Source organism: Paenibacillus whitsoniae (genome assembly GCF_003955665.1).
Classification (GTDB): Bacteria; Bacillota; Bacilli; order Paenibacillales; family NBRC-103111; genus Paenibacillus_E; species Paenibacillus_E whitsoniae.
Map to the genome: position 1 here is coordinate 68,902 of NZ_RXHU01000014.1, position 23,322 is coordinate 92,223.

The 23,322-nt window shown below is 46.8% G+C and carries 23 protein-coding genes and 2 pseudogenes; 17 read left to right on the top strand and 8 right to left on the bottom strand.

The annotated features are described in order from the left end of the window. Nucleotides 1-83 precede the first annotated feature (83 nt). A complete protein-coding gene (locus EJQ19_RS04395; RefSeq protein ID WP_206438363.1) occupies nucleotides 84-1,133 on the bottom strand; it encodes an alpha/beta fold hydrolase in 1,050 nt (349 codons plus the stop codon). A 364-nt stretch (nucleotides 1,134-1,497) separates the two neighbouring features. On the opposite strand from EJQ19_RS04395, the pseudogene EJQ19_RS04400 reads away from it, so the two are divergent. From EJQ19_RS04400 to EJQ19_RS32390, 11 genes and pseudogenes are all read left to right on the top strand, one after another. Continuing rightward, nucleotides 1,498-1,815: pseudogene (locus tag EJQ19_RS04400) on the top strand (arsenate reductase/protein-tyrosine-phosphatase family protein); the annotation flags it as partial. A 409-nt stretch (nucleotides 1,816-2,224) separates the two neighbouring features. Beyond that, the gene (locus EJQ19_RS04405) at nucleotides 2,225-2,653 is read left to right on the top strand and encodes a chemotaxis protein CheW (protein ID WP_126139981.1); all 429 of its coding nucleotides are present in this window, start codon (nucleotides 2,225-2,227) and stop codon (nucleotides 2,651-2,653) included. 16 nt (nucleotides 2,654-2,669) lie between these two features. After that, a complete protein-coding gene (locus EJQ19_RS04410; RefSeq protein ID WP_241242728.1) occupies nucleotides 2,670-4,685 on the top strand; it encodes a chemotaxis protein CheA in 2,016 nt (671 codons plus the stop codon). Between the two features lie 10 nt (nucleotides 4,686-4,695). Beyond that, a complete protein-coding gene (locus EJQ19_RS04415; protein ID WP_126139983.1) occupies nucleotides 4,696-6,282 on the top strand; it encodes a methyl-accepting chemotaxis protein in 1,587 nt (528 codons plus the stop codon). 216 nt (nucleotides 6,283-6,498) lie between these two features. Continuing rightward, complete coding sequence (locus EJQ19_RS04420; protein WP_126139984.1) at nucleotides 6,499-7,311, top strand: helix-turn-helix domain-containing protein; 813 nt, start codon at nucleotides 6,499-6,501, stop codon at nucleotides 7,309-7,311. A gap of 92 nt (nucleotides 7,312-7,403) precedes the next feature. Further along, entirely contained in the window at nucleotides 7,404-7,781 is a 378-nt protein-coding gene (locus EJQ19_RS04425; protein ID WP_126139985.1) for a VOC family protein, read from the top strand. Between the two features lie 538 nt (nucleotides 7,782-8,319). Next, nucleotides 8,320-9,318 carry a helix-turn-helix transcriptional regulator gene (locus tag EJQ19_RS04430; protein ID WP_126139986.1) on the top strand — a complete coding sequence of 333 codons (999 nt, stop codon included), beginning with the start codon at nucleotides 8,320-8,322 and terminating at the stop codon, nucleotides 9,316-9,318. Beyond that, entirely contained in the window at nucleotides 9,315-9,617 is a 303-nt protein-coding gene (locus EJQ19_RS04435) for a putative quinol monooxygenase (protein ID WP_126139987.1), read from the top strand. The genes EJQ19_RS04430 and EJQ19_RS04435 overlap by 4 nt, the downstream gene beginning before the upstream one ends. A 44-nt stretch (nucleotides 9,618-9,661) precedes the next feature. Beyond that, nucleotides 9,662-9,868 (top strand): DUF6157 family protein, encoded by a 207-nt coding sequence (locus EJQ19_RS04440; protein WP_126139988.1) that lies wholly within the window; start codon nucleotides 9,662-9,664, stop codon nucleotides 9,866-9,868. Continuing rightward, the gene (locus EJQ19_RS04445) at nucleotides 9,855-10,712 is read left to right on the top strand and encodes an aldo/keto reductase (RefSeq protein WP_164716313.1); all 858 of its coding nucleotides are present in this window, start codon (nucleotides 9,855-9,857) and stop codon (nucleotides 10,710-10,712) included. Before EJQ19_RS04440 ends, EJQ19_RS04445 begins: the two co-directional genes overlap by 14 nt. A 96-nt stretch (nucleotides 10,713-10,808) precedes the next feature. Next, nucleotides 10,809-10,989: pseudogene (locus EJQ19_RS32390) on the top strand (staphylopine family metallophore export MFS transporter CntE); the annotation flags it as partial. Between the two features lie 125 nt (nucleotides 10,990-11,114). Here EJQ19_RS32390 and EJQ19_RS04455 read toward each other — a convergent pair. The 5 genes from EJQ19_RS04455 to EJQ19_RS04475 form a co-directional block, all read right to left on the bottom strand. Continuing rightward, entirely contained in the window at nucleotides 11,115-11,534 is a 420-nt protein-coding gene (locus EJQ19_RS04455; protein ID WP_126139990.1) for a disulfide oxidoreductase, read from the bottom strand. Beyond that, complete coding sequence (locus EJQ19_RS04460; protein ID WP_126139991.1) at nucleotides 11,531-12,280, bottom strand: DsbA family protein; 750 nt, start codon at nucleotides 12,278-12,280, stop codon at nucleotides 11,531-11,533. Before EJQ19_RS04460 ends, EJQ19_RS04455 begins: the two co-directional genes overlap by 4 nt. Before the next feature lie 160 nt (nucleotides 12,281-12,440). Continuing rightward, entirely contained in the window at nucleotides 12,441-14,030 is a 1,590-nt protein-coding gene (locus EJQ19_RS04465; RefSeq protein ID WP_164716314.1) for a copper resistance CopC/CopD family protein, read from the bottom strand. Between the two features lie 42 nt (nucleotides 14,031-14,072). Further along, a complete protein-coding gene (locus EJQ19_RS04470; RefSeq protein WP_164716315.1) occupies nucleotides 14,073-14,696 on the bottom strand; it encodes an SCO family protein in 624 nt (207 codons plus the stop codon). Nucleotides 14,697-14,709: 13 nt separating this feature from the next. Further along, on the bottom strand, nucleotides 14,710-15,129 hold the full coding sequence (locus EJQ19_RS04475; RefSeq protein ID WP_126139994.1) for a FixH family protein: 420 nt from the start codon (nucleotides 15,127-15,129) through the stop codon (nucleotides 14,710-14,712). A 203-nt stretch (nucleotides 15,130-15,332) separates the two neighbouring features. On the opposite strand from EJQ19_RS04475, the gene EJQ19_RS04480 reads away from it, so the two are divergent. The 4 genes from EJQ19_RS04480 to EJQ19_RS04495 all read left to right on the top strand — a co-directional run bounded on the left by EJQ19_RS04480 (nucleotide 15,333) and on the right by EJQ19_RS04495 (nucleotide 20,628). After that, nucleotides 15,333-16,169 (top strand): sensor histidine kinase, encoded by an 837-nt coding sequence (locus EJQ19_RS04480; RefSeq protein ID WP_126139995.1) that lies wholly within the window; start codon nucleotides 15,333-15,335, stop codon nucleotides 16,167-16,169. A gap of 126 nt (nucleotides 16,170-16,295) precedes the next feature. Continuing rightward, on the top strand, nucleotides 16,296-17,315 hold the full coding sequence (locus EJQ19_RS04485) for an ABC transporter substrate-binding protein (RefSeq protein WP_126139996.1): 1,020 nt from the start codon (nucleotides 16,296-16,298) through the stop codon (nucleotides 17,313-17,315). Then, nucleotides 17,315-18,304, top strand: a complete 990-nt coding sequence (locus tag EJQ19_RS04490; protein ID WP_126139997.1) for a FecCD family ABC transporter permease — start codon at nucleotides 17,315-17,317, stop codon at nucleotides 18,302-18,304. The genes EJQ19_RS04485 and EJQ19_RS04490 overlap by 1 nt, the downstream gene beginning before the upstream one ends. Nucleotides 18,305-18,429: 125 nt before the next feature. Continuing rightward, nucleotides 18,430-20,628, top strand: coding sequence for a heavy metal translocating P-type ATPase (locus EJQ19_RS04495; RefSeq protein WP_126139998.1), 2,199 nt, complete (start codon nucleotides 18,430-18,432; stop codon nucleotides 20,626-20,628). A gap of 55 nt (nucleotides 20,629-20,683) precedes the next feature. Here the strand turns inward: EJQ19_RS04495 and EJQ19_RS04500 are convergent, their stop codons facing one another. Next, complete coding sequence (locus EJQ19_RS04500) at nucleotides 20,684-21,049, bottom strand: c-type cytochrome (protein WP_126139999.1); 366 nt, start codon at nucleotides 21,047-21,049, stop codon at nucleotides 20,684-20,686. A 239-nt stretch (nucleotides 21,050-21,288) separates the two neighbouring features. On the opposite strand from EJQ19_RS04500, the gene EJQ19_RS04505 reads away from it, so the two are divergent. Next, nucleotides 21,289-21,942, top strand: coding sequence for a response regulator (locus EJQ19_RS04505; protein ID WP_126140000.1), 654 nt, complete (start codon nucleotides 21,289-21,291; stop codon nucleotides 21,940-21,942). Here EJQ19_RS04505 and EJQ19_RS04510 read toward each other — a convergent pair. Then, entirely contained in the window at nucleotides 21,912-22,652 is a 741-nt protein-coding gene (locus EJQ19_RS04510) for a response regulator transcription factor (RefSeq protein ID WP_126140001.1), read from the bottom strand. The genes EJQ19_RS04505 and EJQ19_RS04510 overlap by 31 nt on opposite strands. A 173-nt stretch (nucleotides 22,653-22,825) precedes the next feature. Here EJQ19_RS04510 and EJQ19_RS04515 point away from each other — a divergent pair, with 173 nt between their 5' ends. Continuing rightward, complete coding sequence (locus EJQ19_RS04515; RefSeq protein WP_126140002.1) at nucleotides 22,826-23,221, top strand: cupredoxin domain-containing protein; 396 nt, start codon at nucleotides 22,826-22,828, stop codon at nucleotides 23,219-23,221. The last annotated feature ends 101 nt before the right edge of the window (nucleotides 23,222-23,322 follow it).

Below are 23,322 nucleotides of genomic sequence, written 5' to 3' on the forward strand. Positions count from 1 at the left end.
CTCTTTGTAAAAAGACATTAGATAAGATTAAAAAGCCGCAAATAATGCGGCATTCGATGTTATTATGTGAAGATGAAAACTTCTTATCGAAAAAACTCCTTAAACTGTTTAATGATTTCTTCAGGCTGCTCTTCTGGAATCCAATGTCCGGTTCTTTTGAGTTCCACAACTTTCGGATTCATTGTATTTTCTTTTAGGAAAGGTCCCAGATCGCTAATGCCCGTTGAACCATAGATACCCAAGACCGGTACAGATAGTTTTTTATATGTGTTGAAATCGTCGATATCCTGTCGAAATGCCCGAAACCAATCGTTTGCTGCCCGAAGCGCATCAGGTTTTGCATAGGCCGCGATATAGATCGCTTTTTCTTGTGGGTTAAGAGCAGGTTTATCATAGGATAAATAATCGTAAGCCCAATTGTAGGCTATGTCCAGATTTTTACCTTGCAGCAATTGTTCCGGCAAATTGGGTACATTATTAAACGCCCACCACCACGGGAACTTAGCACGGGCTGGATTACTCACATCGTACGAGCCAGGTGGTGCCACGAGCGGTATCTTCAGCATGTTGTCGTCTGGATGTGAGATGTCGAGCATGGCTAGTTTTTTTGTGGCATGCGGGTAATTAGCTGCGAAAGCATAAGCGACCGTGGACCCTATATCATGGCCTGCAATATAAATATTCTTATAGCCAAGCTCGTTCATCAATGCATAAATATCGGACGCCATCGTTTTCTTGTCGTAGCCAGTTGTAGGCTTATCGGAACTACCCATTCCTCGAATATCGATGGAATAAACATGATAATACTTAGCTAACTCAGGCATTACCTTGCGATATTCATACCACGTTTCGGGCCATCCTGGTAATAGAAATAGCGGTTCGCCTTTGCCGCCTTCAACATAGTGAAGTTTGATTCCATTAACCGTTTTATTTCCATTATGAAAACCCTGCAGCGTTTTAACCAGTTCTTCGTCAATATTCTCGGTTCTACCCGAGTCAGAAGAGGCAGTGATAAATGTCGGTACTGTTCCCGTTGCAACGTTTAGCTTGTAGGCCAAGTATAAGGGGAAAAGCATTAGTGTTATGATCAGCAATCTAGCTATCTTTAGAGTCTTTAATTTAGTTCTTAACATCATAATTCCTCCTTTGACTTCATCATTTCACCATCAGCAGTTAAGTTTCCCTAGCCCAATATCCCATATTCATAACGGAAAGGAAAAATATAAGAATTAGCCCAAAAAAACCGAGTTAATTTTTGAAAGAAGTACCCGCGATTGCCGCACCCATAAGTGCATCTGATTTTCCTCCACCAGCAGGGCCGCCATAACCGATAACCTTAAATACGTGAATTTTGAAGCCAAGAATTTGTACCGAATACCACTCCACAAAGGGATGAATCAAATAAACCAAGATCGAAAAAGACGTATTGGATCCAGATATTACTTACTGTTAATACGCGGATCATTTCAATTTAATCAATTTTTTTTGATTAATAGAGTGAAGAGTGCTGGATTGGAGGCACATGGACTTAACCCTCGAGCAGTCCAAGTTATGAAAGAAGCTGACGTTGATATTACAAATCACACATCAGATGTAATCGACCCTGAAATCCTTCAAGAAGCCGATTACATCATTACGCTTTGCGGCCATGCAAACGATAATTGTCCGGTTGTACGTAATGATAAAGCAGAGCGATGGCACTGGGGATTTGAAGATCCAGCAAAAGCAACTGGTACAGAATTAGAAGTAATGGCTAAATTTCGTGAAGTTCGAGATTCCATTAAAAGCCGTTTAGTGCGGTTTGTGAAAGGGGGAACTGACCATGATAAAAAGAAGATTCAAACGGGACACGTTAATTCAAAACGAGAAGCACGGCAGCCGGCCCAAAAGATCGGCTGTTTTTTATTGGTTAAAGGCCAGCTTAGTTAATGTCTTTATTGCAGCCTGCCATTTTAGTGGCTGGTTATTAGAATTTTTTTGGTCATCGCTCCAGCTTAATGACATGCCTACAGAGTGTTTCTTTTCACCGATAGACCTGGGAGACTTGTGTTTTATAGATGTACAGATATCCGTATTTTAAAATAGGAAATTAGTGGTAATGTCGAAATTTGTAGGAATAATTCATATGTAGATAGAAACTGGAAAGGTGCGGGAATAAGAGCTTTAACGAAAAATAAAATTAATTCCTACATTTTAGGTGATTTGTAAGAAAGGAGCAACCCAAATGCAGACAATCGAACAAGAGCAATATGTTGAATTAGGCATTGGCCATGAGACTTATGCCATTCGAATTCAAGCTATCCACGAGATCATTAAAATGCAGGAAGTTACACAAATTCCGAATGCCATGGCGTATTTAAAAGGAGTCATTAATCTACGCGGTAAGATTATTCCTGTTATCTCATTAAGAAATTTGTTTGGCTTGATGGAAGAGGAATATACAAAGTTCACCCGGATTGTTGTCGTTAACCATGCTGCGGAAACGGTTGGCATTATTGTAGACCGGGTTAATAAAGTAACGAATCTCTCTGACATTCAACCGCCACCGGATTGTGTTGGGGGCATTAGCGGTAATTATTTCGCGGGCATTGGGATAACAAGTCATGGATTGGTTGGTATTTTAAAGCTTGAAGAAGTTTTGCTTTCTAATTAATTAGGAGTTGACATCCATGTCTTTATCTGAATACAAACAAGTTTTTCTAGAAGAATTGGAAGAACAGTTAGAGCTAATCGATGAATGCATATTGAAATTGGAACAAGACGGGAGAACGGATCTTGTTATACAAAACCTTTTCCGAGCTGCTCATACCCTAAAAGGATCTTCGGCGACGATGGGGTTCGAATCGATGAAGGAACTGACTCATGAGATGGAGCATCTCTTGGATCTTGTGCGTCATGATCGAATGGAAGTTTCGATTGGTCTTATTAATCTGTTGTTTAAATCCTTGGACTTACTCAAAGTGCTGAAAAATGAAATCGAAGGCACCGATCAGACGGTATCTAATATACTGCCTTTGCTGGCTGAGCTTCAAGCCTTTGCTTCAGAGAAAACCAACAAACACGTGGCTCCGGATATAAAAAAATCGCGACATGCGCTGAGCATTTTTGTGAAAACTAAAATTGGGGAGGCACAAGAGAAAGGAGCTATTGTCTGCTGGGTACATGTAACCATATCCAAAGATAGCATAATTAAAGGTGCGCGAGCTCATGTCGTATTCAAAAACTTAAATGATTGGGGCGAGGTTTTATTTACGGACCCATCCCCAGACAGCATCGAAGAGGGAAATGACAACGCTTTAGAGATCAGCTATGTGTTCGCAGGCAACAAAACAGCAGATGAAATAAAAAGCTATGTTGCTTCAATGATAGAAGTTGTCGGAGTTGAAGTTGATCTATTTTCAAGTGAATCTTCATCGTCTGAAGATGCTGCCCCTGAACCTGCTATTGCAGTTGAACAATCACCAGAAAATAGCTTCGAAACACGCAGCAATAAAAATCAGACGATAAGAGTGAGTGTAGAACGTTTAGAAGATTTAATGAATCTTGTAGGCGAGTTAGTTATTGATCAGACCCGTATCAGTCAAGTGGAACAGAACTTACTAAGGCAGAGCGAGTCGTTCAACGAATCTATGGAAGAGCTCGGTCAGATATCGGATCATCTGTCGCGAGTGATTAGTGAATTGCAGGGCAGTGTCATGAAGGCAAGAATGCTGCCTATCGAACAATTATTTAATCGGTTTCCGAGAATGGTGCGAGACCTTGCTCTCACACTAAATAAAGATGTGGAATTGGTCATTGAAGGCAAAGATACGGAGCTGGATCGTACCTTAATTGAAGAGATTGCGGACCCATTAATACATCTTATCCGTAATGCACTTGATCATGGGATTGAGGCCGCCGAGGATCGTATAATGAAGGGAAAGAGTCCTAAAGGTACTATTACAATTCGCGCAGCCCATGAAGATAACCAAGTTATTATCTATGTGGAAGACGATGGTTCGGGAATTGATGCGTCGAAAATTTTAAAATCAGCTATCCAGAAAGGACTTATCTTAGAAGCGGAAGCTGGAACGTATTCGGACAAAGAAGCCATCCACCTTATTTTCCATTCGGGTTTCTCAACGGCTTCTAGTGTAAGTGACGTCTCAGGACGCGGAGTAGGCATGGATATTGTAAAGAGCCATATTGAAAAATTAAATGGACTCATTGATATCCATACAGAGGTAGGGAAAGGCACGCAATTCAAAATTCGGCTTCCGCTCACGTTAGCCATTATTACAGGGCTGCTTGTTAAATTAAACGAACAAACTTTTATCATCCCAATGAGCAATATCGCCGAAATCATTAGAGTAACCCCACATGAGATTCAGTCATTGCGTGGAGAGTCTGTCATTTTACTAAGAAAACAAATTATACCCATCGTAAGTTTACATGACCAATTTCGTATCGAGAAGAAATCCAATAACAAAAATTATACGCAATTAGTCATCGTTGGCACTGCCGAAAAGCGTATCGCACTTGCTGTGGACGATCTTTTGGGAAACCAAGAGGTTGTCATCAAAACATTAGGTTCGTATATTGGCAAAGTCGATTGCATATCTGGAGCAACTATTCTAGGGGATGGACGAGTCGCATTAATTCTAGAAATATCTGCTGTTATTCGTCAAAACCAACTAACAACATGAGGTGAACATTATGAAATGGTACTTGAATTTGAAAACTTCTGTTAAATTAATCTCATCATTTTTAATTGTTTCTTTGATAATGGCTTTTGTAGGAATTTACGCACTTTTGAATCTGCAAACGATGAACCAAATCGCGCAAAACTTGTATTACAATAATTTAATGCCTGTCAAAGACTTGTCTGCGGCTCAAATTGATTATGAAAAATCAAAAATCCGGCTTCGCGACATTAGTCTAACGCAATCTAAGGAAAAGATGGATTCATATAACAAAGAAATTAATGATCTTAGAAAAGATGTTATCAGTCAAATAGATACATACCGAAATACAAAGCTTACAAAACCGGAAATTGAGTTACTGAAAGTCTTAGATGATGCAACATCCGAATATTTCAAACAATTTGATACAGCCCTAAAACTTGCTTATCTCGATGATCCAAGTGAATTCACTGCATATAAAGATGGTCCGCTAAACGTGGCTGAATCTAAATTTAGAGATGCTCTGGTGAATCTAGTTAACTTAAATATTAAGATTGCTGATGAAACAAATGATAGTGCAGAAACTGTTTATGCTTCTACTCGCACAACGACCATCGTCATTATTGTAGTGGCGGTTATACTTAGCCTTATATTTGGTATTGTCATTTCTCAAATCATTGTAAAGCCACTTAGGAAGATAGTCGCTATTGTTGGGCTTGTTGCAGAGGGAGATCTACGTCAGAAATCAGATATAGTTACAAAAGATGAAATTGGTCAACTTTCCACTTCTATTAATCATATGGTAAGTAGCCTGCAAAGTCTGATAGGAGGCATCGTTCAATCTTCACAAAGTGTTGCGGCTGCATCTGAGCAAATCTCTGCAAGCACAGAGGAAATAGCAAGTGGCAGTACGACTCAATCAAGAGATGCACGAATTATAACGGAATTATTCCAAGAGTTGTCCGATGCAATCAATACTGTAGCTGTAAGTGCAGAGGGGGCCGCAGAATTGTCAACACAAGCGGTTAACACAGCAACGGCAGGAAGTAGGGTCTTAGAAGCGTCAATAGAAGGAATGGAAGTTGTAAATAAGAAAGTCACGCTGCTGGAAAGCGATTCCGAGAAAATTGGAGAGATTATTGAAGTGATTGATGATATAGCTCAACAAACGAATCTGCTTGCCTTAAATGCTGCTATTGAAGCCGCAAGAGCAGGAGAGCAAGGAAGAGGTTTCGCCGTGGTTGCGGATGAAGTTAGAAAACTTGCTGAGCGAAGCGGAGAAGCAACAAAACAAATTACTTCGATTATTAAAACGATGCAGGAAAATACCAAGGCAAGTGTCCAAGCCGTGCTGGATAGCGTCGCCCAAACACAACAAACAGGTGCGGCTTTCCGAGAAATTGTCGAGAAAGTGAATGAGACTTCCAATATGGTAAATGAGATCGCTGCTGCTAGTGAAGAGCAAGCCGCACAATCTACGGAAGTCATTAATTCCGCGCAATCAATTGCCGCAGCAAGCGAAGAAGCCGCTGCCGCTGCTGAAGAGACGGCCGCAACAAGTCAATCTCTGGCTGAGCAAGCAGATCTCTTGAACAGCTCTATATCACAGTTTAAAATTTAGTTCGGTACAGTTATGCAAAATTTGACCCGCAGCTCGTTGCTGTGGGTCGTTTTTATATTTAAACTGCATTATTTAATTGAAAAGGACATATGTCCGTTTATCAGTTATTTGTTACAATACATTCATGAGGTGGAATACAGTCCTTGGCTAGCCAAGTTAGCCTTAAAAGCCGCCAAGTTGTCAAGATTTTTAACGTAATAGGAGGAGGAAGCGAAGATGAGCCATCCCTACCGACCCTTGCATGCTCCCCAATTGCAGCCGCAGTTGCATATCCACTCGCACAACTTCCGGGAGTTTGCGCCGAGCCGTCGCCTGGCGTCGCATGTAGCTGCCTATTGGACGGTGGATTTCCTTCCGGTGCCGGGAAATCCGGGACATCGAGTCATCCCCGATGGCTGTGTCGATATTATAGTGGACTTGTTTGCTTCATCAAGCAGGCAGGCCGCTTCTGTAGTAGGATTAACGACGCAAGTCGAAGTTTTGCAATTTGCAAAAGCTCGCTCAGTATGGGGCATCCGGCTGTATTCGGAGTCGGCCCGCACGATCCTGAAGTCTCCAATATCGACATTAACGGCAAATCGTGTGTTTTTGGAGGATCTCTGGGGACAAGAGGCTCTCGATTGGGTCGAAAAGCTGCTGACTGCCCAATCGTTACCAGACAGGATCGAGGTCGTCGAGCAGCAATTGGGCCAAATACTGGCTGCGACCGAGGCGCCTGCCCCCAATCTGGTCTACCAGAGCATGCAATATATCTACGAGGTCAAAGGTAATCTTTCCGTAACGGATTTGGCGGATAAAGTGAACTTCAGCGAGAGGCATCTGCGAAGGGCCTTTGAACTGGAGCTTGGCCTCAGCCCGAAGGAGATGCTCGGCATCGTCCGCTTTCAAAGCGTGCTGGAGGAATTGTACAGCGGAGACTATTTCAGCTTGACTGATTTGGCGCTTCAACACGGGTACTACGATCAGTCGCACTTCGCTAACGTTTTTAAGCGATATTACGGACTTCCACTCAAACGGCTGACCAAGTAGGAGTGAGGAAGTCCGTTTTTTACTATTTTGCAATGAGGGACAATTACTATAATAAGAGTGAAAATCAAGCAAGGCGAGAGGAGTTGCAAAGTATGGCGGTAAAGTTGAAACGAGTCGCGATTTACGTAGAAGAGATGAAGAGGGCGTTGGATTTTTATCGAGTGCTAGGGTTGGCTATTCCGGGCGGCGCCGACGAAGCGCATCACGTAGACGTGGAGCAAGAAGGAATTGTACTTGCATTCGATAGGGTGGAATCGGTAAAGCGTGTTTTTGAAGGTTGGGAAGATCCTGTCGGCTACCGGACCGAGCTCGCCTTTCAGTTTTCCAGCAACGAAGCGCTGGACGATGTGTACCGTCAGTTGACGACGCTTGGGTATGACGGCTTCCTCGAGCCGCAAGATACACCGTGGGGAGAGCGATATGCGATCATAAAGGACCCCGATAACAATTTAATCAGTCTCGTAGCTTAGCGAAGAGAAGGAATACGCCATTAAACAACAAGCAGATGGGAAGCACTGTCGCCAGTGTATTTTCGCCTGCTTGTTGCTTACAGAGGAATAAATGAATATTATCCGATTTCTTTAGAACAAATGGTGTCTTAAGAAACCGGAGCAAAAGCTAAAGGCGAACACTAGTTGAATCAATAAGTTTTAATTGTCATGGGTTTGGTGGAGGCTTCTTGAATCAGACACATCGGCGGTCACATCTTGCAATAGATAACTTAGAGCAAAATTTTGATATTGTGGGTTTAGGGGTTTAAGATAGCAAAGTTTTGTTACGCAACCGGGGAACGTTAGTACAGAAACTAAAATAAGCGAAGGGCAGGATAGCGGGGTCCACCTATCCATAATGTGGTATTATCTAGATATCAGCGAAAGTTGCTTCTAATAGCCTCTATTCGTCGTTTTGGATATTTTTAAATAACTGACTGCATTTGTCAGTGATTTAGGGTTATACTCAAAACGAGTTTGGAATAGTTTGGGTACACTTGGAAAGAAGGATTAGTTGATGACGAAATCGGACAATATGTTATCGATTCTCTGGATGCTGCGCTCAGGCAAGCGGATGACCGCTAAACAGTTGGCAGAAGAGCTCGAAATCCATGTGCGGACCGTCTATCGCTGTATCGATTCTCTGTGCGCCAGCGGGGTTCCAATCATTGCGGATTCGGGCCCAAACGGCGGCTATAGCATTCTAAGCCGGTTTACCGATTCCCCGCTCTTCTTCGATATCAAGGAGCAGAAGGCGTTGATCCATGCCTCGATATTAGCTAAGGAGTCTGGGTACCCCTACTCAGATGATTTAACCCGAGCGATGGACAAGATGATGCGTTACGCGAACGAGAAGCAGCTGGATCATCTTAAGAGTCATAGTACTGCCTTATCAGTCATTTATCCACGAACGGACGGAGTGCTTCAACTCTATCTGCAAATGCTGGAGGAGGCGGCAGGACAGGGTAGGACGGTAGAAATGCAATATGACACAGGCAAGGGTAACAACCGCCTTCCGCGACTGTTCGACCCTTATGGTATCGTCTATTGGAAAGGGAACTGGTATACGGTAGGGTATTGCGGTTATCGGGAGGAGCTGCGGAATTTTCGAGTGGACCGTATTCGCTCATTGCGGGAGACAGAGGGACGTTTCGAGCGTCCGGCGGGTTTCTCGGCTAAGGATCATCTACTCGATCATCTGCTTCCCAAGCCAACCGGACCAGCACAATTCGAGACTGTGCGGATTAAGGGGAAAGAGCAGGTTCTTAACGAGTTGTGCCAACACTGGTTGTTCGGCCACGCACTCGTGGAGCGTATGCCCGAAGAGGCCGTGTTCCAGTTAGAACATACGATGTTGCAGACGTATGTACCTTATTTTTTGATGGCGTACAGTACAGCCTTGCAGATTGAGTCGGAGCTGCTTATCGGGAAGATGGTGGAGGCAAACGCTCGAATGCTTGCGCATTACGAAGCCATGTTGGCAAATCCCACAAGAAGAGAGGAAGATGAACGATGAGCAAGTTCGCCATGTTCGGAAAATTAACGGCCCACGAGGGGAAACGGGAAGAGCTCGCGGAGATGATGCTGGCATCCAGCGCGACATTGAACGATATGGAGGGCTGCATCTATTATATCCTGCATGCGGCTGAAGACGATCCTAACGATCTTTGGATCACGGAGCTATGGGAGAGCCAGGAGTTTCATGCCGCGTCTTTGCAAAACGAGAAGGTATTGGAGCTAATCGGGCGTTGCCGGCATTTAATCGCAGGGGGCAGTGCCGTAAAGGTTCGGCCGCTCGGAGGAAAAGGATTTTAATTAAATCGATGAGTGGTGCTATACCTGATTCAGGAGGAATGAGGATGGACTGGAATTACTATGATACGTTCATTACCGTTGCTGCGGATTGCCCCTCAGAGACCGGAATAAAGCCCCTGTGCAAGAAAAACGGGAAAACAAAGCCGGGTATCGAATTTGAGTTACTCGCGAATAATCCGTATGGCTATACGCAGGAGGAGCTCCTGTACATCGTACAACGTTCTAAGGAGGATTATTATGCTATTTCGTGAACTGGGCAAAACGGGGATACGTATACCTGTTATAGGCCAAGGTACCTGGAAATTTGGTGAGGATAAAGGTCGGGAGCAAGAAGAAATTGAAGCCTTACGTTTTGGAATAGCAAATGGACTAAAGTTAATTGATACTGCTGAAGAATATGCAAATGGCGGAGCAGAAAAAGTTGTAGGTAAGGCAATACAAGGCATAAGAAAAGAAGTCTTCCTTGTGACAAAGGTTTCTGCTAGGAATTGTTCTTACAAAGGTGTTCTAAACTCTGCTGAGGCAAGTCTGGATCGTTTAAAGACAGGTCATATTGATTTGTATTTACAGCACTGGCCGAGTGATCAGTACGATCTTTCGGAAACAATGGGGGCAATGGTTGAACTAGTGAACAAGGGGTTGGTTAAATATGTTGGGGTGAGCAATTTCTCAATCCATCTAATGGAACGGGCACAATTCCATTTAGGTAAAGTACCATTGGTTTGTAATCAAGTTGGATACCATTTGAATGATAGAAGTATTGAGAGTGACGTTTTGCCCTTTGCTAAGGAGAATGGGCTTACGATTATGGGATATTCACCATTTGGGTATGCACCAGGTGTATTTGGTATGAAGGGTTTCCCTAGGGTCGGATCACAGGAAAGAAATGTATTAGAATCAATAGGGGTAAAATATAATAAAACAGCCCATCAAGTGGCTTTAAATTGGGTGTTAAGGCAGGAAGGATTAGTTTCTATTCCCAAAGCATCGAATAAGGAACACATTATAGATAATCTAAATGCATTGAACTGGGAGCTAGAAAAAGAAGATCTTGAACAGATAGAGTTTAACTTCCCATTCAGCGGTATAAGTTAAGCTAAAATAAACATTCCTGTATAGTCTAAGAAATGGGCTTTGTCAAAAAAGGAGCGCCTCGGTATGATAGGTTTGTCGACGGGTAAATACCCACACCATTTGCTGATGGGATGCGCACAAGCGTTGCTCTATCCCACATTGACGACCTACTTGTCCTTTGTACTCCCGCAGCCGAGCTGGAATCTGCTGATCGGTCTCTTTATGGCGACGGCTGATCTCGGGGTTTCCCTGGGGCGGAGTCATGATGGGACCGCTTGCAGACCTTACCTCGTACTCCTGAGCTTTCTTGCTTTACTGCTTGACGAGTTATCGTTCAGGGAACGCCAACGGAATTATGGCATATATCTCCCAATTATACTTACTAGAAAAACAGGTTCCTCCCATAAGGAAGAACCTGTTTTTCTACGCTTGTGTGCTTTCTCGTACAAACAACAGAATCGTTATAAGAGCAAACGCGACGAGAGCCAGGAAGGGGATCGTAATAAAGCCGAGCCAATTGATATACTGGCCACTGCAAGGAACGCCAACCGTGCATGGCAGTACTTTCGCCATGCCAGGCACTTTCTGTTCCAGGTAGTGAAAGAGGGAGAAGCCCATCCCGACGATACTTAATATGCGTGCATATGGGATGATTCCTTTGTCATTTTTGTAAGCGGCAAGACCTAGAAGGGCAGCGAGCGGATACATGCAGATGCGTTGAAACCAGCAGAGCTTGCAAGGCTCAAACAGCATGACTTCGCTAAAGAACAAGCTGCCACATAGCGCAATGACTGCAAGGATCCAGGCAAGATATAAGCGGTAGGACTTCAATAGCTCCTTCATTTTGCTGATTCACCTTGCGCTTTCCCGATCGCTTCTTTGATGGCGTTATAATTAAACGTATCCTGTGTCGCAACAGCTCGTCCGTTGATGTACACGGTTGGCGTACTGTTCACACCAAGCTTGGCGGCAATCGCTTCGTCACTTTTCACATCTTGCGCATAGGTTTGTTGATCAATGTCCCTTTTCAGCTTATCCCAATCCAGCTTTAAATTGGCGTCTTTCGCAATTTGAACTAGAGTATCCACCGTCGCCCAGTTTGTCTGCTCGTCCCCTTGCTTGGCATAAACCGCCTCATAAAACTTCCAAAACGCCTCCGGATTTTGACGATAAACGGCTTCGCCTGCCAAAGCAGCTGTTCTGGAGTCGCCATTTGGACTAATAATCGGGAAATTGATAAAATGCAGCTGCACGATTCCGCTATCGATAAAGTCCTTCTTTAATTTCGGCAGGATCGTTTTGTCGAATTGCATGCACGCAGGGCATTTAAAATCGGCAAATTCGACGATCTTAACTGGAGCATCTTTACTCCCTAGTGCAGGTTGCTGCTCATACTGAAATTCTGTCGAATCCACGAGCTGATTGGACTTAGAAGATGGGGAAGCGATACTGTAGACAATTAATGAAATAAACGCAAGTACAATAATGGCTAGCGACCAACCCATCAAGCGTTGGATGCGTTTCTTTTTCTCGGCTCCTTGTTGCAGCTGTCGCTTGTACGAATTTCTTTCAACTTTTGCGTTGCTCATAAAATCCTCCTGATCACAAATCAAAATCGAGTAACAAACACTACGATATGTAGTTTTAATGGCGACGATAATGATAGTCCATTTTTCTTGTAAGTTCAATGGCTAACTAGAGCTATTTCTGACTTTCCCTGCACAGAAAAGACACCCGGAAGGGTGCCTTTTAATAAACGAGAGACGCCTTGTCATAAACCGTCTCGTCATCATTCCGATCCATGACCCGCAGCTCAAAGTTCCATTTTCCCGCAAAAGGAAGGAAAGGACCTTTAACCGAGAACTGCGAGGGGTCGCTCGAAGCTCGTTCCAGAGGCACCTCAATGGGGGCGACGCTTGAATCATCCACATTTTGAATGAAGAGACGAACATCTTTAGGAACTGGTGCATCAACGGGGCCATGAGCTGTTATCGTAATCGTGTTGACGCCAGGCGAGTGGGGTGAAACTTGCATTCGGAAGTCGCCTTTCTCGCTTTTCTCCTGCCAGACAAGCGGACTATTCATCGGCAGCGGATTCAGATAGGTAAAAATCCCAACGATGAGAACGATCAACAGTATCAAGGCCGCATCGATTTTAATGAATGTCCAGAGCGCTTGAGCCGCCTTCTTTTTCATCCTGTAGCGAAGTATACCGCCAATGGCACAGACGACGATTACAAGTACGCTTTTCACAAGGAGGAGTTTGCCCCACTGGGTATAGAGCACATACGTCCATTTCGGCAAAATACCGAGTGCAAAACATACACCGGAAAGCGTCAGAACGACGATGCTCAGCAGCGCCAGCGAAGAGAATCGAGGCAGAAAATGCTGCACGGTTTCCTGATGTTTACGCCAATGCAGCAGGACAAATACAATTCCTCCTGTCCAGATCGAGGCAAACAGCAGATGCAAGTAATTAAGCTGCGCCAACTGCGTGACAGGTTCAAAGGACATCGCATGTCCATTTAATACTTTAGCTGCCGGAAGAAGCAATACCCAGCCCCAAGTAAGGACCTTGCTGCGTCCATTTACGAAGAAGCCAACTGCGATGAGTCCGAGTGTGAACAGCCACGAATGCCCGATTCGCGTTCCTGTGAGCAGTTCCCGGAAGCTTTGAAGGTCTGGAGAAATCAAAAGTTCAGGCAACTGAGCGGCCATCAACAAAAGAAATGCTGCCGCAAACAGGAGCTGCAAGTAGAAATCCCAGCGTTTCTGCATGCGAATCAGAACGTCGGAGGGAGCAGGGGGCGTAATCAAACGCCAGAACATCCAGCCAATTACGGTTAGAAAACTGACATAAAAGAGAAATCGAGCCCCGTACATCGCAGCTTGAAGCAAGGACAGATGAAGTGAAAGGCCGCCGCCAATCTCAAGACCTGCTTGTCCGTCTGGCGATACGGATCCAGCCGAACCCATCATGAACACATACGAGCCTTTCACCGGATGCCCATCGGCCGAAATAATTTTGTAGCTGACCGTGTAGATGCCCTCACTCAGCGTTGGCAGTTGCAGTGAAATCTCTTTCTGATCCAAGCTCATTTCCGCAGCCTGTTTCGTTGTTGGCCGTCCATTTTTGTCCAGCACTTTAATTTCAAAAAGTTCTTTCTCCAGACGCTCGTTAAATAACAACCGGATGTGGTCTGGAGATTCCGTTAAAGAACTGTTCGCAGGGGGGCTGGCATCAACCAGCGTCGAGTGCGCGTATCCAGGCTTCGCACAGACTACAAAAAGCATCATCATGAAAAGGAGGATTTTGACTATCCTTTGTGATACATGCATAGCAGGAGGGCTCCTGTCCATCGATTTGAATGACATCCATGTTTATAACGATTTCACTAACTTCTTAATGGATTTCTCGATTTCAGTGGTATCCATCGTTGTCCCCATATCAAATACTTGTCGGATCACACCTTCTCCATCGATTAAAAACAACGATTTGATCGAATGCGCAAATTGCCCATCCTTTTGTTTTACAACCATAATGCCGAAATTGTTGGCAATTTGCTGCGTTTCTTGCTCCGTTCCCCGAAGAAGCTGCCATCCTGGGCCCTGGTTAATGCCAATCTGCTTCGCGTAGGCTGTCAACGCTTCTGGCGTATCACGCTCGGGATCGAAGGTAATACTTAGAAACTCCACCTGATTGCCAAATATGCCGCTTTCGCTAAGGTGATTTTGCATCGTAACCATGTTCATCGTCGTAGCCGGGCAAATATCCGGACAATTGGCAAAAAAGAACTCAATCAGCCGCACTTTGCCCGCCGAATCACTGAGCCCCACAGGACTTCCTTGAATATTCGGAAGACTGAACGTCGGGGCAGTTCGCAGCTTAGGAAGTTTGGGGCCGCTTTGCCAGATTCCTATTGTGATGCAACAGCCTATAACGGCAAGGATGAGAATTGCACCTGGGATCAGCCAAAACTTGCGGTAAGCCATATGCATCTTCATTGACATTCTCTCCTTAATGGGCTGACGTAACCTTAAACTCGTAAGCCGGCATCGTATGTATGCCTGAGGCAGTCGTATGTGTAATGACATGATAAGTACCGGCGGCGGCAAATTTTTTGTCTATCGTATAGACCCCGTCTTCCTTTTTCACGGCTTTCACTTTCTCGTGCGGTGTGGAGAGACTCTCATTCCAGATTTCAAAGGTGAGCTCGCTGACTTTTTTGACAGGAACACCTTCTTGCGTAACGGTTGCCTGCAAAGTGACTTGTTCATTCTCCTTCGGCGCTTCAGGTGAGACTTTGAGTTCAACGTCAATCATTTTCATGCTGCCATGCTGCATATCTCCCATGTCCATGTCGCTCATATCGGAGTTTTGACAAGCTGTCAGCAGGAAGAGGAGAGAGAGAGAAGCTCCGACAATCCAGCGTTTCAATGTACTCGACACATCCTTTCAATGTTCATTCTTGCTATTATAATGGTTCTCGAAAGCGATGGCATGACTACAAAGAGCTATATCGGACAGGTATTCACAAGGAATAGCTCCTTCGAGCCATGTTGAAAAGACGAATCTTGCGTATAGTAAAGAGTGAATGGGACGTTAGTGATTAGCTAAAATAGGAAAGGATGCGCATAACCATGACTTATAAGCAAATGAAGTGGTTAATTCTTACAATTCCAACCGTTACACTGGCCTTATGGGAGTATTCGCGGCATCATCTATTTCTCGACTATATGTCCATGGAAGTCGGAAATTGGCTTGCGCCGCTGATTGAACTTGCTGTTTCTATCACATTTCTACTAAAGCTATTCTCGCTCATCGAGAAAACACAAGAAGAACTGAATCTTGAAAGGTCCAGACAAGCCGCCATGAAGGAAAGAGAACGAATTGCCAGAGAACTCCATGACGGCATTGCGCAGTCCCTGTTTTTATTGTCAATAAAAATGGATCAGCTGGAAGGGAAGCTTCCTCTGAATTCCGAGTATAAACAGCCCACAGTCAGTTTAAGAAATACCGTCTATCAGGTCAATGAGTATGTGAGACAAGCCATTTCCAACCTGCGCTACCCAATTGATCCGGACGCGCCGCCGTGGACACAGTACCTGTCAAGTATGGTGACGGATTTCATTTCAGAGACCGGTCTGGATGTGGAATGGAAGTGGGGCATCTCCGAAGAACGGCTCTCGACAAAGGAAAAAATTGAGCTTTATGCTTCCATTCGCGAAGCACTTTTAAATGTGCGCAAACACGCGCAAGCCAGCCATGTCTGGGTGCAAAGTAAAGAAAGTCACGATGGCACTTGGTCCTGTTCGATTGAAGACGATGGCAGAGGTATGCAGACGGACCCTTTTGCTTACCAGGAGCGCTACGGTCTCAAAATGATGCGTGAACGGGCCGCGGATATGGGCTGGCACTTGAGTGTTGTGAGGGAGCTTGAGCGAACACGTGTAGAGATAAGTAAGGCAGCGGCATAACAGGGGAACATCGTTCACATTTTTTTCACTTAAGAAGGTAGAAAATGACACTTTCGAGTCAGGCTTAAATCGGGTCAAGCAGACTAAGATAGAGGAGTTGTTTATATCCTGTTTAATGGAGGACTTATGTTGAAAAATTGGTATCTCATTGGGGCCGCCTGTTTGGTGATGTCCCTGTCGCTACTCGGTTGTTCCTCATCAAGCACCGGGCATCATGACGCTAGTCAAGCGCCTTCAAGTTCAAGTACTGCTGCTACTGCTGCTTCTCCTGCTGTAAGCCCCACGCCGACAACGGCTTCGGAAATCCGCTTCAAGGACAGCAAAGGTCAGGAAATCGTTCTGACCCAGAAACCGCAGCGTGTCGTTCTCCTGAATACGGAAGTGCAAGAACTCTTCTATCAAGTGGGGGGCAAAGCGGTCGGACTGGCAACTGCGCCAGGGATTCCGGTGCCGGAACAAGCCAAGGATGCGGTTCAGGTCGGACAGATTAACCAGGTCAGCATGGAGCAAATCATGAATCTGAACCCAGATCTCGTGATCGGCCAATCGATGTTTCATGCTTCATTGAAGGACACCCTGGCCGCATCCAAAGTGCCGCTGGCCCTCATTGACATCAACAGCTATGACGATATTAAAAAAGCGGCCGAGCTATTCGGCAAACTGGCGGGTACGGCCTCGACATCCCAGGGTGCGATCGCTCAGACGGATGCGAAAATCAAAGCGATCACCGATAAGCTTCCCGCTCAAAATCCGAAATATGCCATGATTACCATCATGCCAATGGGCATTAGCGTACAGAAGAACGGAGCGATTTCCATCGATGCCGCCAATCGATTGAAGCTGAAAAACGTTGCAGACTTGATGGAGGCCGGAATGATGCCCAGCTCCGCGCCTTTCAGTCTGGAGAAGCTGGCCCAGCTGGATCCGGATTACTTATTCTTTATCGTTCATGGAACGGAAGCGTATGGCAAAGAGAAATTGAAAACCGACATCGCCAGCAACCCGGCCTGGGGTTCGCTTCGCGCCGTGAAAGAAAATAAAATTTACTTCTTGCCTTCTCAACTCTTTGTGACGAATCCAGGCTTACAATTCGACGAATCGCTATCCTATTTGGCTAAATTGGCCTATCCAGACGCATTTAAGTAATGAGCGAGGGAAGAACAAGTCCAACGAAAGCGGTAATTCTTCTCATTCTGGCTGCGCTGGCTGCCGCAGGCACTCTGTGGAGCCTCGCCAGCGGGGCTGTACGGGTCAGTCCAGGCGAGATTGCCCGTATTCTGTCGGGCGTCGCAACGGAGCATTATGAAATCATCTGGAACATCCGCTTGCCTCGGACGATTGTTGCCGTGCTTGTAGGCGTCAGTCTCTCGATCTCAGGCGCGCTGCTGCAAGGCGTCATGCGCAATTCCATGGCGGATCCGCACATTATCGGCGTCTCTTCCGGCGCTGGACTATTTGGGATCGGCGTACTGATCCTATTTCCGCTGCATGCTTACTTGCTAACGCCGATCGCGTTTGCAGGAGGGCTTGGCGCGGCCGTGCTCATTTACTTGCTGGCCTGGCAAGGTGGCACGAATCCGCTGCGCATTATTCTCGCCGGTGTCGCCGTATCGGCGATGCTTAATTCGGGTATTTCGGCCTTATTAACCTTCTACAGCGATCGGGTAGGCGGCGCGTTAATGTTTCTCGCCGGCGGGCTATCGGCGAGAAGCTGGCCCCATGTTGAACTGCTGTTGCCTTACACCTTGGTAGGCATACTGTTGGCGTGTCTGAGCAGTCGCGGCATGAATATTCTCATGCTCGGCGACGCGCAGGCTAAGGCGCTGGGCATTCGCGTCGAGCCGTTTAAACTCTATATGACGGCCATCGCCGTGCTGCTCGCCGCGAGCACAGTGAGTGTCGCCGGCTTGTTAGGTTTTGTCGGCATGCTCGTGCCTCACGCTGCCCGGCTGCTCGTCGGACACGATTATCGCTGGCTGTTGCCTGCTTGCATGCTGCTTGGGACGGCTGTCATGACGGTGTCAGATACAGCGGCCCGTCTGCTGCTGGCGCCTGTTGAAATTCCCGTTGGGATTGTAACGGGGGTGTTAGGGGCGCCCTTTTTCTTATACTTGCTGCGCAGACGCAAAATGTAACCTGGCTAAAAGAGACTTCTACTAGAAATGGAAGTCTCTTTTTTCTAGTTTACGCATGTTCGACGCTCACACACCATATAGTTGCAGAGAAGAAATACTTGTACAAGACAAGGGAGGCGTGTTTGGTGAGTATAGCTACGATTCCCAGAAAAGTGACGCTGCAGATCGACGGGATGACCTGTTCCGCTTGCTCAGCCCGCATCGAGAAGGTCGTCGGCAAGCTATCCGGCGTCCAATCGATTGCAGTGAACTTACCTTTAGGGCGGGCAACACTTCAGCTGGATGCGGCTGCAGCTGATGAGGCTTCTATCATTGAGCGCATTCAGCTGCTCGGTTATGGCGCTAGAACCTATGAGGAGCATGTATCTCCTTATGAAATAGATAGAAGTCTCAGTATTCGGCTGCTTATATCGATCCTGCTGACGATTCCGATGATGTGGGCGATGGTGAGGCACTACGCCTGGACATCAGGAATTTGGATTCCTGAGTTGTTTCTGGCTCCATGGTTTCAATGGCTGCTGGCCACTCCCGTGCAGTTCGTCATCGGCGGGCCGTTCTACTTCAATGCGTTCAAGGCGCTGAAAAACAAAACGGCTACGATGGACGTGCTCGTCGTCCTTAGCACAACCTGTGCCTATATGTACAGTCACTACATGACGCTGCATGCGCTGAAGACGGGGATGCCCAATCCCCATGGCATCTACTTCGAATCGAGCGCCATGATGATTACTGTCGTCCTCTTTGGCAAATGGCTCGAAGCTTCCGCCAAACGCAGGAGCTTGCAGGCCATTCAGCTGCTCCGCAAGCTTGAACCTGAAACGGGGCGGAGGTTAGAGGGGGAAATTGCAAAGGTTGTCGAACTCCAGGAGATTCGCGTCGGCGATATGCTGCTGGTCCAGGAAGGGGAGTTGGTTCCCTTGGACGGCGTTGTGCTGGAAGGGCATGCATCGGTTGATGAGGCGCATTTGACCGGAGAAGCCGTTCCGGTTCACAAGCGTGTCCACGACCATGTATCAGGAGGTTCCCGAAATGTTGAAGGCACGCTTATGTTCCGGGTTACGGCTGCCAAAGGAGATACGGCGCTTGCCAAGGTTGTTCGGTACATTGAGGAAGCGCAAGGATCGAAGGCAAATATTCAGCGTTACGCCGATCGGTTGACCGCGTTCTTCGTGCCAACTGTTATTCTGCTAGCCATGCTCACATTCGCCAGTTGGATGTACTTCTTTACACCAGGCGATGCGAAGGGCGCTTTATTCAAAGCGATCGCCGTGTTAGTCATCGCCTGTCCATGTGCACTCGGTCTCGCGACACCGATCTCGATCCTGGTCGGCACCAGCCGAGCGCTGCAGAGCGGAATCTTGTTTCGCGAAGGCAAATCTGTCGAGCAGATGGCCAGCATTGACGTGGTGCTGTTAGACAAAACAGGCACGATCACGTTTGGAACACCTACGGTTGCGGAAATCCGTTCGGCGACCGGTCAAGAGATGAAGCTGCTGCGGTTGGCCGCTTCCGCGGAGGTGAAATCGCGGCATCCTTTTGCCAGTGCGATTGTCCGAGAAGCGGTTCGACAGCAGATTTCCGTTAGGGAGCCGGACGCTTTTCACGCCATGCCGGGCCTTGGTGTAAGGGCCATTGTCGAAGGGCATGAGATCCTTATCGGTTCCAGTGCATTTATGAAGCAGCACGAGATTCGATGTGAAGCCCCTGCCGGCTTGGACGACCGTTGGAGGGGGGAAGGGAAGTCGGTTCTGCACACGGCAATTGATGGCCGCTATGCAGGCCTGTTCGCACTCTCGGACAGGGTAAAGCCCACCTCCCCGCAAGCGGTCAGGCAATTGAAGAAGCAGCGGCTGAACGTCGCCATGCTTACGGGTGATCAGCGGCGTACGGCGGAAGTTGTGGCCGGACAGACGGGCGTAAGCATCGTATACGCGGAGATGAAGCCAACGGATAAAGTCCATATCGTAAACAAGCTGCAGCAGCAGGGGAAAAGAGTGGCGGTCGTCGGAGACGGCATCAACGATGCCCCTGCGCTGGCCGCCGCGGACATTGGCATCGCCGTCGGCACAGGAACGGATGTGGCGAAAGAAACCGCTGACATTAATCTGCTCCACGGCGATTTGCGCGGCGTGGCCGAGGCGTTCCGGCTTAGCCGCGCTACGATGCGTAACATCCGCCAAAATTTAGGATTCGCTCTCGTGTACAATGTGCTTGCGATTCCGCTAGCCTTTATGGGCGTGCTCCCTCCATGGATTGCAGGAGCCGCCATGGCGCTTAGCTCCGTCTCGGTAGTCGCCAATGCGCTGCGTCTACAGAGGCGCTAACAGCAACAATAAAACAGGCCAGCCGGTTCCCTTGGGAACGAGCTGGCCTTCTTGTTTATTTGTGTGTTTCGAGCCAACGTGCCAGGTTGGCAACCTCGTCTTCCTTCAGTCGATCTTTAAAGGCCGGCATCATGCCGCCTCCGCTCAACACTTTTTTGTAAATCTGTTCATCGGTCAGCTTCGTTCCGACTTTCTGTAAGTTCGGCCCGGCACCGCCGCCGAGCTCTGCGCCGTGACATGACATGCAGTTTTGCTTGAATGTCGTCTGCGCTGCGCCAGCATCCAACGTCCCTTCCGGCATTTTATTCGCATTCACCGATTGCTGAACATCGGACTGATGGGTCGAAGCTCTTTCCCATAAGATCCCGAGACCTAAAGCAAACGCAAAACAAAACAGGGCGAAAAATCCCCACTTTTTCATCAGATTCACCTCCTCAATTTCACCTTATGTGAGAGCTTGGACATACTTATTGATCGTAAATGTTTATGGGGTCGGATGCTATGGCTAGAAAGAGCTATCTTGGTCAAACGTCATAAAAAGGTCACAGAAGACGCCGCTATACGCAGAAGAATAGCCCGATCGAGCCATTTTGAATTTTTTATTATGGCGTATAGTAAATAGTGTTAGAAGAAAGACAAGTCCGAAGGGAGAATGGCAGGATGAACTCATCGTTTCGCATCGTAATCGTGGATGATCATCCGCATGCAAGGGAAGGAATCCGCTCCATACTTAGCAGCGACGAGTCGTTTGAGATCGTTGCCGAGGGACGCAACGGTTTGGAAGCGATTCGATTAACCGAGGAATGGATGCCGGATTTAATCTTAATGGATATTAAAATGCCGCTCATGAATGGGCTGGAAGCAACCAAGCAAATTAAAGAGCGGTTTCCTTATGTTAAAATCGTGATGGTTACCATTTCCGACGACATTACGGATTTATTCGAAGCGATTAAGCGGGGCGCCCAAGGATATTTGCTTAAAAATCTCAGCGCAGATTCCTGGCATGAATATCTGAAAGCCGTAGCAGTGGATGAGGCGCCAATGTCTCGTGAGCTAGCCCTGCAACTGCTTCGCGAATTTTCTGCGAAGGAAAGGCCCTCCACGCCTCCCGATGCTTCGATTACAGCCAGAGAGACGGAGATATTGAAATGGGTGGCTAGCGGCAAGTCCAATCGCGAAATCTCGGAAGGGTTATGCATTTCAGAACATACGGTCAAAAATCACTTGAAAAATATTATGCAAAAACTGCGAATGGAAAACCGTGTACAGCTAACCAGATATGTCTATGAGCAGGGCTGGACACCGGGCGATTGAAGAGGTTGATCCTCGAGTCGGTAGCCCAATCCCCAAATCGTTTTAATTAAATCACAGCCAGGAGATAAAAAATTCATTTTTTCACGCAGCCGCTTGACATGCGTATCAACAATGCGTTCGTCCGCTTCGCTGTCGCGTTGCCAGACTTCTTGCAGCAGCAGCTCGCGGGAGCATACTTTGCCGATGTGCATGGCCAAATAGTGCAGAAGTTCGTACTCTTTTAAAGTCAGAGACATTTCCTTGCCTGCAACTAGAACGCGTCTAGCGTAATGCTCAATGACAAGCCGCGGCCTCAAGAACTGATTGCGAAGGACAGGCTCTTGTTGCCAGAAGCGTTCCGGCGAGGTTCGTTTCAACAACGCTCGGATGCGAAGCACGAATTCCTTGGGACTGAACGGCTTGGTTACATAATCGTCTGCGCCGGCTTGAAATCCTTCAATCCGATCTCGCTCTCCGGCTTTATCGCTGACAATAAGCATGGGGGTAGATTTGAAATCCCGAATCATCCGGCAGGCTTCAATACCGCCTATTCCCGGCAGCATACCATCCATAATGATGAGATCATACTGTTTGTCCAGCGCTAACATAATGGCTTTTTCGCACGTATCCGCTTCTTCAAGGATGGCATCCTTCTCCAGATGCGCTCGGATGAGGTGGCGAATCCGTTCTTCCTGATCAGCCACAAGCACGCGATAGTGTCCTTTTTTCATTGCCAATTCACCTCTCATTTGTGCCTCATTGTAACGTGTTTCATCACCTTGCAACATGGCTCAAAGGAGTTATTTTCATCGCTTTGACGTAAAAATGACTCGAACGAGTCAGACTAATTTGGCAGCACGCGATTATGATAGAGTAAACGGTTTGAGTGAAAGAAGGTTAAGACATGAAAATGAATACAACAAAAATCGTACTTTTCTCTGTAACAGGACTTGCCGTACTGGTTGTGACGCTTTTACTAATTTTTCGCTCTCCTTCCGCTGACCTTGATCCCTTAGCCGCTGAAGCGGAGGCCGGTTATCAAGTCGCAACCGTCTATGTCACGGATGAGGGCTTTTCGCCGGATCATATTGAGCTTCAAGCAGGCAAACCTGCCAAAATCAACTTCAAGAAGCCTTCCAAGCTAACTTGCATCAAAAGTTTGGTGACGCGCGAGCTCGATCTCGACGTTCCGCTATCCAAGGGGGATAACATCGTCACGTTAACGGATTTGAAGCCGGGTGAGTACCGTTATCACTGCGGTATGTACATGTATTACGCAACGATCTCTGTAAAAGGGTAAGAGAAGAACATCATGATGGCTGCCGGCAGTTTGGCAGTCATTTTGTTTAAGCACGATGCATGGACGCGGTTCCCCGTTCATCATTTGTTCATCACTTCCTA